Raw genomic sequence first — 9,303 nt, 5'->3', positions numbered from 1 at the left:
TTTTTTTGTTCGGTCAGGTAATGACGCTTGGTTTTTCGCGGCCGGTATAATGCGTGATCTCTGTGAGTTCCGCAGCGGCGGCTATCAGCGGGGTCAGGGCAGACTGGGTTTCCAGATCATGCTTGCTGCTGTCAGCTTCATAGCGTTCTAGATAGATGCGGATGGTTGCACCGGCGGTGCCCGTGCCGGACAGACGCACCACAAGACGGGAACCTCCAGCGAACAGAATGCGGATACCCTGATGTTTGCTCACTGAATGATCGACCGGATCATGATAGGCAAAATCATCGGCTGCTTCCACAACCATGCCCTGCACGGTCTTGCCTTTAAGATCAGGCAATTTGGCGCGCAATGTATCCATTAGCGCATTGGCACCATCCGAGGCTACTTCTTCATAATCGTGACGTGAATAATAATTGCGGCCATAGGTCTGCCAGTGCTCATGCATAATCTCGGCGACAGATTGTTTGCGCACAGCCAGAATATTCAGCCATAGCAGCACAGCCCACAAACCGTCTTTTTCACGCACATGGTCAGAGCCGGTTCCCGCACTTTCCTCACCGCAAATGGTGACAAGACCGGTATCCAGCAGATTGCCGAAGAACTTCCAGCCGGTCGGTGTTTCATGCATGCCGATCTTCAGTTTTTCAGCCACACGGTCTGCGGCGCAACTGGTTGGCATGGAACGGGCAATACCGGCAATGCCTTTACTATAGGCCGGAGCCAGATGCGCATTGGCGGCAAGCACTGCCAGAGAATCCGACGGCGCAATATATATGCCCTTGCCGATAATCAGATTGCGGTCGCCGTCACCATCCGATGCCGCACCGAAATCCGGCGCATTGGCCGACATCAGCTCTTCATAAAGCTCATGGGCATAGACAATATTTGGATCAGGATGGTGGCCGCCGAAATCCTCTAACGGCACGGCATTGAAAACGCTGCCGGTTTTGGCACCAAGCCGGTTTTCAAAAATCTCTGTGGCATAAGGGCCGGTCACGGCATGCATAGCGTCAAAACGCATGGTGAAGCCGGATTGCAGCAGGGTGCGGATCGCCTGAAAGTCAAACAGGTTTTCCATCAAAACGGCGTAATCTTTCACCGGATCAATGATTTCCACCACCGTATCGCCGATCTGATGCGAGCCAAGCGTATCAATGTCGATATCGGCGCAATCGGCAATCTTATAGGATGTGATGGTTTTGGAATTGGCGAACATCGCTTCGGTCAGTTTTTCCGGAGCAGGGCCGCCATTGCTGATATTGAATTTGATACCGAAATCACCCTGCGGTCCGCCGGCATTATGGCTGGCAGAGAGAATAATGCCGCCAAAGGCTTTATTCTTGCGGATAAGATTGGAAGCCGCAGGTGTCGAGGTAATACCGCCAAGACCGACCAGAATGTGGCCAAAACCATTTGCAGCAGCAATTTTGATCGTGCTCTGGATGACCTTGCGGTTGAGATAGCGTCCGTCACCGCCAAGGACGAGTGTCTTGCCTTGAAAATCTTCCAGACTGTCAAAGATCGACTGGATGAAGTTCTCCGCATAATGCTCCTGAGCAAAGACAGTCACTTTTTTGCGCAAGCCCGAAGTGCCCGGCTTTTGATCTGTAAAAGCTGTGGTGCTGATAGTTTTAAAAGTCATGATCTGGCTTTGTCCTGACAATAACGGCTCTCGCAAAAGATAAATTCATGTGGAATGAACAAGTTGCATTCATGACGGATATTATAGGCAGTCCTGTGAAGCCGAAGTAAATGATTTCACATAAATAGCGGTTTATTGTTCAACTTTGGTAAGGCGGATTTATTGTATGTGTTTAAAAAGAACATTTTGATCAAAGAGATAGCGGCTGAAGATTGGCAGCCGCGCTGCCCCCAGTGCTTTGGCATGAACACCAACTGTACCCTCTTCAATCACCGGCGGGATGATTCCCTGTAAGTTGAGCCTGCCGATTTCATTGCGTGTAGTTTCAACGATCTTGGCGCGTAAATTTTCCGGCATCCAGCCGTCAATAATGGCAGCAGGAAAATCAATCACGCTGGCGGCTGATGAAATGGCATGGGCAAGGCTGCGCGCGGTCAGCAATACCCATTCATCAAGCACAGGATTGAAAATTTCCCAATTATCCGGTGCCGCCCAGAGTGGAGCCGTGTCTATATTTTGCTGCTTGAGACTGCGCTCCAATATGAACAGAGATGCGGTATCAATCAGCTGGGCAGGGCGGCTGATATGGCCTGCCGTAGTGACGAAACCGTTGCCCATCGGCATGGAACCCAGTGCACCGGCATTGCCGCTGCGTCCGGCATAAAGCGTATTGTTGAGTACAACGCCGCCGCCAATAAAGGAGCCGATGAAAAAATAGACATAATCCGCATAATCCGGTCCTGAACCGAAGGTCAGTTCCGCGCCGCAGGCGGCGGTGGCATCATTCTGGATCAGAACGGGAAAGGGCAGTTTCAGGCTCAATGCTTCGCAAATATCGGTGCTTTGCCAGGCCTGCAAATCCGCAGGTGGTGCGCCGACTTCCTCAACCCAGTTCCAGAGTTCAAACGGCATGGCAATACCGAGACCGGCGATGCGGCTTTGCTGGAAAGGCGTGAGCTGCGCCGTGAATTGCTCAATAGCCGAAAGCGTGAAATGTAGAATATTGTCCGGCACCGGCCACAGATAGGTCTGGTGCATACGTGCGCGGATCGTGCCGGTAAAATCGACGAGAACCAGTTCTGCACTGCGACGCCCGATCTTCAGGCCAAAGGAAAACACCCCGTCAGGATTGAGCATCATCGGCTGGCTTGGCTGGCCGACACGCCCGCGCTGTTTCTCACCGCTGAGCAATAATCCGTCCTGCTCAAGATTGCGGATGATGACGGACACGGTTTGCGCTGACAGGCCGGTTAGTCTGGCAATATCTGCCCGCGGCATGGCACCGTGACGGCGCACAACGGAAAGGATCAGCCTTTCATTATAGGCGCGCATGCCGGTCTGGTCAGAGCCGCGGCTGGTTGTGGCAGGGTCAATAGGGGCGCCTTGCGGATAGTGCATCGGGTGTCCTGTAAGGAGCATTCGGGATAAAGAGCTGGAATAAGAGAATTATTTTTGAAGTAAAGCCTGCGCAGACAGGTTTTGTCATCACGCTGATCTTAGACTGACATAGCGAATTAATAAATCAAGTGGATTTATTAATTGACAGGACTGAAAACCCGTGTTTCCATGATCGCGCTTGCACATATTTCTGGGGGCAATAAATTTGCTCTTTCATGAAATCGCAGCGCAGAGGCGGCGGAAGAGGGCGCCTGGGATAATTGATTTGGCTGGTTCAGCTACGCAGTTCGGTGCTTGAACTGATCGTAGAAAAATGACTCTGGGAGGAGTTCATGAGAAAAACTATTCTTACCTCTGCTTTTGCCCTTCTGGCATTAGGTGTTGCGGGTGCGGGAGCGCAGGCGGCTGAAGTGACGGCTTGCGTGATTACCAAAACAGATACCAATCCGTTCTTTGTAAAAATCAAGGAAGGCGCGACTGCCAAATCCAAGGAGCTTGGCATCAATCTGAAATCCTATGCGGGTAAAATTGACGGCGATACGGAAAGTCAGATTGCAGCAGTGGAAACCTGTATTGCCGATGGTGCAAAAGGTATTCTCATCACCGCTTCCGACACTAAAGGCATTGTTCCTGTACTGAAACAGGCGCGTGATGCCGGTATGCTGGTGATCGCACTGGATACGCCGCTGGAACCGGCTGATGCAGCGGATGCAACTTTCGCAACAGACAATTTTCTGGCCGGTGAACTGGTCGGCAAATGGGCCGCAGGGCGTCTGGGTGATAAAGCCAAAGATGCTAAAGTCGCTTTCCTGAACCTTACCGCCATGCAGCCGAGTGTTGACGTGCTGCGCGATCAGGGCTTTGCCACAGGTTTCGGTATCGATCCGAAAAACAAGGATGTGCTCGGCGATGAGGATGATCCGCGTATTGCCGGTCGCGATCTGACCGACGGCAATGAAGAAGGCGGCCGCCGCGCCATGGAAAACCTTCTGCAAAAAGACCCGAATATCAATGTGGTACACACCATTAACGAACCTGCTGCTGCCGGTGCCTATGAGGCTCTGAAAGCTGTTGGCCGTGAAAAAGATGTGATGATTGTTTCCATTGATGGCGGCTGTCCGGGTGTAAAAAATGTGGCTGACGGCGTGATCGGCGCAACAGCGCAGCAATATCCGATGCAGATGGCAACACTTGGTATTGAGGCAATTAAGAAATTTGCTGATACCGGTGAAAAGCCGAAACCGACAGATGGCAAGACCTTTGTTGATACCGGTGTGATGTTGGTAACCGACCAGCCGGTTGAAGGTGTTGAATCCATTGACACCAAAGAAGGTCTGGCGAAGTGCTGGGGCTGATCCCCGTGCCTTTCTAATAGAGCATAATTTCTTAAACTTGAATCAGTTGAAGGTAAAATTATGCTCTAATTTTAAAGTGTTAGAGCGACCTTGTGTAGCGCCCGGTCGGGCGCACGGCGCTCTAAAAAATCAACCGGCCTGATCCTCGTGCCGGTTCCTTTTCAGGCTGCAGCAACCGGAAGCTCCTATGACAGAAACCACGCAAAATCATGAAACGGAAGTCAAGCGCACCCCGCAGGATTTTGAAAAGGTTCTGGTGAACAGCGCTTCCGGTGTCGCCAGTTTTGAGAATGAGGATCGCAGTCTGCTCTACAGAATGCGTGTGATCCTGCATCACAATCCGGCAGCCGTACCGCTGATCGTGTTGGTGCTGTCACTGGCGATTTTTGCTGTTCTGGTCGGATCCAAGTTTTTCTCTGCCTTTGCGCTGACACTCATTTTGCAGCAGGTTGCCATTACCGGCATCATTGCTTCCGCGCAGACACTTGTCATTCTGACGGCCGGTATTGATCTGTCTGTCGGCGCCATCATGGTGCTGTCTTCGGTGGTGATGGGGCAGTTTACTTTCCGCTATGGTCTGCCGCCCGAACTTTCCATCCTGTGCGGTTTTGCTGTCGGTGCATTATGCGGCTTTTTCAATGGCTGGTTCGTGGCCTATTGGAAATTGCCGCCTTTCATCGTCACGCTTGGTATGTGGCAAATCGTATTGGCAACCAATTTTCTCTATTCCGCCAATGAAACCATCCGTGCGCAGGAAATCACCGAAAAAGCGCCAATATTGCAGTTCTTCGGAAATAATATCCGCTTCGGCGGTGCGGTCTTTACCTATGGTGTGATTGCCATGGTGCTGCTGGTTCTGGTTCTCTGGTATGTGCTCAATCATACGGCATGGGGGCGGCATGTTTATGCGATCGGCGATGATCCTGAAGCGGCGCAGCTTTCCGGTGTACGTGTCAAACCGGTTCTGATGTCTGTCTATATTCTGGCTGGTCTGATCTGTGCACTGGCCGGTTGGGCGATGATCGGTCGCCTTGGTTCGGTCTCACCAACAGCGGGACAATTTGCGAATATTGAATCCATTACGGCTGTGGTGATTGGCGGGATTTCCCTCTTCGGTGGTCGCGGTTCCATTCTCGGCACATTGTTCGGTGCATTGATTGTCGGCGTGTTTTCGCTGGGACTGCGCCTGTGGGGAACTGATCCGCAATGGACCTATCTGCTGATTGGTGTCCTGATTATCGTTGCGGTCGCAATTGACCAGTGGATCAGAAAGGCTGCGGCATGAAACAGTCAGTTCAGCCGGTTTTATCGGCAAAAGGCCTCGTCAAACGCTATGGCCGTGTTACGGCGCTGGATCATGCGGATTTCGATCTCTATCCGGGTGAAGTTTTGGCGGTTATCGGCGATAACGGTGCAGGAAAGTCTTCGCTGATTAAGGCGCTGTCCGGTGCGATCCAGCCGGATGAAGGCGAGATTTTCCTTGATGGTCAGCCTGTGAGCTTCCGTTCACCGATCGCCGCGCGGGCAGCAGGCATTGAAACTGTTTATCAAAATCTGGCTTTGTCGCCTGCTTTGTCGATTGCGAATAATATGTTTCTGGGGCGCGAGTTGCGCAAACCCGGATTGATGGGCAGTGTGTTCCGCCAGCTCGATCATAAGAAAATGGAGCAGATCGCCCGCGATAAGCTTTCAGAACTCGGACTGATGACCATCCAGAATATTTCGCAAGCGGTGGAAACGCTTTCCGGCGGCCAGCGCCAGGGCGTGGCAGTGGCGCGTGCGGCGGCTTTTGGCTCCAAGGTTGTGATTATGGATGAGCCGACAGCCGCATTAGGGGTTAAAGAATCTCGTCGCGTGCTTGATCTCATTCAGGAAGTGAAATCACGTGGCCTGCCGATTGTGCTGATCTCCCATAATATGCCCCATGTGTTTGAAGTGGCGGATCGTGTGCATGTGCACAGGCTGGGCAAAAGACTGGCGGTGATTAATCCCCGTCAATGTTCTATGTCTGATGCTGTGGCGCTGATGACCGGCGCATTGACCCCGACTGATGAGATGCTGGCTGCATGATGCCTGAAACACCTGTGATAAAGCGTGAGGCACTGGCTGCGGAAATTCTGGCGCGGGCAGAAGGGCGGGAGCGTCTGATTGTTGCAATTGCCGGAGCGCCTGCCGCGGGAAAATCCACGCTGGCGGAGGCATTGTGTCAGGAGATCAATGCTTTATCCGCTACTCAGCCATCTGTTGTCGTGCCGATGGACGGGTTTCATTATGATAATGCCATTCTGGATGCGCGTGGTTACAGGGCGCGTAAAGGCGCACCGCATAGCTTTGATGCGGATGGCTTTCGGGCGCTGTTGTCCCGTTTGAAATCGGAAACCGGTGATATTGCGATTCCGGTTTTTGACCGCTCAATGGATCTGGCGCGGGCGGGGGCTGCCATGGTCACAGCGCAGCATCAGATTTTACTGGTCGAGGGTAATTATCTGCTGTTGGATCAGCCTGTCTGGTGCGATTTGCGCCAATATTTTGATCTGAGTATTTTCTTGCAAGTGCCGCTTCCGGTTTTGGAACAGCGGCTTATTCAGCGCTGGCTGGATCATGGTGCGGATTATGAAGCAGCCAGAACGCGTGCGCTTGCTAATGATATTCCCAATGCGCAAACCGTGACAGAACAGTCCCGTGAGGCAGACTTTATCTTGCAGGATTGAAACTTTCCTGTAGGCTCGGGCAAATTCAGAATTTAACAGCCAGAATTTACCATTAAGAGAATGCCCATGTCTGATACGCTGATCTTTCCTGCCCAGCCGCCGGTAACCTTGCCGATTGAGGGGAGCGATCAGCGCTTTCCTGTTCGCCGTATTTATTGTGTGGGCCGCAATTATGCAGATCATGCGCGGGAAATGGGGCATGATCCGGATCGTGAACCACCATTTTTCTTCCAGAAAAATCCGGATAATCTGGTGGCAGATGGGGGTAATTTTCCTTATCCGCCGTTGTCCAATGATGTGCATCATGAAATTGAGCTGGTTGTGGCGCTGCAAAAAGGCGGAAAAAACATTCCGGCAGCACAGGCCAATGAGCATATTTACGGTTATGCTGTCGGGCTGGATATGACACGGCGCGACATGCAGGGTCAGGCTAAAAAGCAGGGGCGCCCGTGGGAGACTGCCAAGGCGTTTGAGCATTCCGCTCCATGTTCTGCATTGGTGCCTGCAAGCCGTATCGGTCATCCGCAAGACGGTGCTATCTGGCTGAAAATTAATGGTAAAACCGTTCAGCAGGGTGATATAAACCAGCTGATCTGGTCCGTGCCGGAAACCATTGCAAGTCTTTCCACTCTCTATGAATTACAGGCCGGAGATCTGATCTTTACCGGTACACCTGCGGGTGTTGGTGCTGTTGCGCGGGGCGATATTCTGGAGGGCGGCGTTGACGCTATCGGACATCTGACAACAAAAGTTGTCTGACCCTTTTGGCGCGGATTGCATTTTACGGCTGGTCTCACGCGCGGAATCTCTGTAAATATTTCATCAACCATGAGATGGAATCCTCAATCTTCGGGATTCTATGACGATTTCTACTGCATGAGCGATACAGTTTCCGGTTGCGTTTAATCAATGCATTCTGCTGTGTCGCTTCTTACGTTTGTCGGGCGATGGCTTGTGCTGCCCGCAAACGAAGACAACGAAAAGGATCGCCCGATGGCATTCGAAGAGATCAAGGCGGAAATCGCTTTACTGTTTGAGCAGATGGTCAACCAGCCGGAAGACATGCATGAACTGGCTGAGTCCATTCGTGAGAAGCTCAATGCGATGAGAGCCAGTGGTCTGCCATTGCCGGAAGATCTGGTTGAACTCGAAAAACGTCTCAACAACGAAACGGGTGCCTGATGCGATTTTCAGCTCTGGCTCTCCGTTCTGCTGTTCTGCTCTCCGGTGTTGTGGCCTTGTCGGCCTGTACCACCACCAATAATTCAAAAACTGCTGCCAGTTCGGCAACAACTCAGGCTGTTGATGTTGCCGTGGCTGATATGGCTACAGCCGTCGGAGCGCCTGCAGAGGCTGCTTCTATCGACGCTAATCCTGACGGCAGCGCAAAAGGTGCTACAATTGCAGCTTCTGCCTATGCGGCAGAAAAAGGCAATGCTGCACAGGTCGCCGCTCTGGCCGTGACAGAAGCAGGCGATCCGGTTTTACCGGCTACTGTGCCGACACCGGCATTCCGCCAGACCGCAACGGAAGCTTTGATTGCAACGGCAACACCGTCACTGGCAACCGGTGCACATAATACACCGGGCGAAGTGAAATATACCGGCGTTACCAAGTCCGGCACTGCGAACCATCTGGTCGAGCAACGTGCCGAGATCGCGGCAGACAGCAAGCCGGAATTGCATAATCTTATCGGCCAATATGCGGCAGCCTATCAGGTGCCGGAGCGCCTTGTGCACCGCGTTGTGCAGCGTGAGAGCCGTTATAATCCTGTTGCCCGTAATGGTCCGTATTTCGGCCTGATGCAGATCAGCCATGCCACGGCACGCGGTATGGGCTATGATGGCAGCCCGCAGGGACTGCTCAATGCCAATACCAATCTGCGTTATGCGGTGAAATATCTGGCCGGTGCCTATAAAGTCGCCGGTGGCAATGAAACGCAGGCCGTGAAATTCTATGCCCGCGGTTATTATTATGATGCCAAGCGCAAAGGTCTGCTGGAAGAAACCGGTCTGCGTAAAGGCCCGAACTCCATCCGCACCGCTTTTATTGAGCCGGGTAAAGCTACAGAAGCCGCAAAGGCTGTGACAGCCGCAGCAACCGGCAATGCTGTTGATGTGGCACAAACCGATCCTATGGTCACGCAGTCTGTTGCTAAATCTGCAAAAGCATCGCGTGTGCAGCCGAACAGACG

General features: G+C 52.4%; 9 protein-coding genes. 7 read left to right on the top strand and 2 right to left on the bottom strand.

Going from position 1 to position 9,303, the window contains the following annotated elements; genetic code table 11:
- Window positions 1–13: 13 nt before the first annotated feature.
- Window positions 14–1,645 (bottom strand): alpha-D-glucose phosphate-specific phosphoglucomutase, encoded by a 1,632-nt coding sequence (locus A918_RS0106185; protein WP_022710218.1) that lies wholly within the window; start codon window positions 1,643–1,645, stop codon window positions 14–16.
- 159 nt (window positions 1,646–1,804) lie between these two features.
- On the bottom strand, window positions 1,805–3,043 hold the full coding sequence (locus A918_RS0106180) for an ROK family transcriptional regulator (protein ID WP_022710217.1): 1,239 nt from the start codon (window positions 3,041–3,043) through the stop codon (window positions 1,805–1,807).
- Window positions 3,044–3,375: 332 nt separating this feature from the next.
- On the opposite strand from A918_RS0106180, the gene A918_RS0106175 reads away from it, so the two are divergent.
- From A918_RS0106175 to A918_RS21475, 7 genes are all read left to right on the top strand, one after another.
- On the top strand, window positions 3,376–4,398 hold the full coding sequence (locus tag A918_RS0106175; protein ID WP_022710216.1) for a substrate-binding domain-containing protein: 1,023 nt from the start codon (window positions 3,376–3,378) through the stop codon (window positions 4,396–4,398).
- 187 nt (window positions 4,399–4,585) lie between these two features.
- On the top strand, window positions 4,586–5,683 hold the full coding sequence (locus A918_RS0106170) for an ABC transporter permease (protein WP_022710215.1): 1,098 nt from the start codon (window positions 4,586–4,588) through the stop codon (window positions 5,681–5,683).
- Entirely contained in the window at window positions 5,680–6,468 is a 789-nt protein-coding gene (locus tag A918_RS0106165) for an ATP-binding cassette domain-containing protein (protein ID WP_022710214.1), read from the top strand. The genes A918_RS0106170 and A918_RS0106165 overlap by 4 nt, the downstream gene beginning before the upstream one ends.
- Entirely contained in the window at window positions 6,465–7,109 is a 645-nt protein-coding gene (locus tag A918_RS0106160) for a nucleoside/nucleotide kinase family protein (protein WP_022710213.1), read from the top strand. The genes A918_RS0106165 and A918_RS0106160 overlap by 4 nt, the downstream gene beginning before the upstream one ends.
- Before the next feature lie 66 nt (window positions 7,110–7,175).
- Window positions 7,176–7,868 carry a fumarylacetoacetate hydrolase family protein gene (locus A918_RS0106155; RefSeq protein WP_022710212.1) on the top strand — a complete coding sequence of 231 codons (693 nt, stop codon included), beginning with the start codon at window positions 7,176–7,178 and terminating at the stop codon, window positions 7,866–7,868.
- Between the two features lie 234 nt (window positions 7,869–8,102).
- On the top strand, window positions 8,103–8,291 hold the full coding sequence (locus tag A918_RS0106150; protein ID WP_028233459.1) for a hypothetical protein: 189 nt from the start codon (window positions 8,103–8,105) through the stop codon (window positions 8,289–8,291).
- Window positions 8,291–9,303 (top strand): lytic transglycosylase domain-containing protein (locus A918_RS21475; protein WP_022710210.1); only part of this gene is annotated, 1,013 nt, incomplete at its 3' end. The genes A918_RS0106150 and A918_RS21475, both read left to right, overlap by 1 nt.

This window comes from Pseudochrobactrum sp. AO18b (assembly GCF_000409565.1).
Classification (GTDB): domain Bacteria; phylum Pseudomonadota; class Alphaproteobacteria; order Rhizobiales; family Rhizobiaceae; genus Pseudochrobactrum; species Pseudochrobactrum saccharolyticum.
The sequence above is the reverse complement of the archived record's forward strand: the minus strand, read 5'-3'. Positions and strand labels throughout refer to the sequence as shown.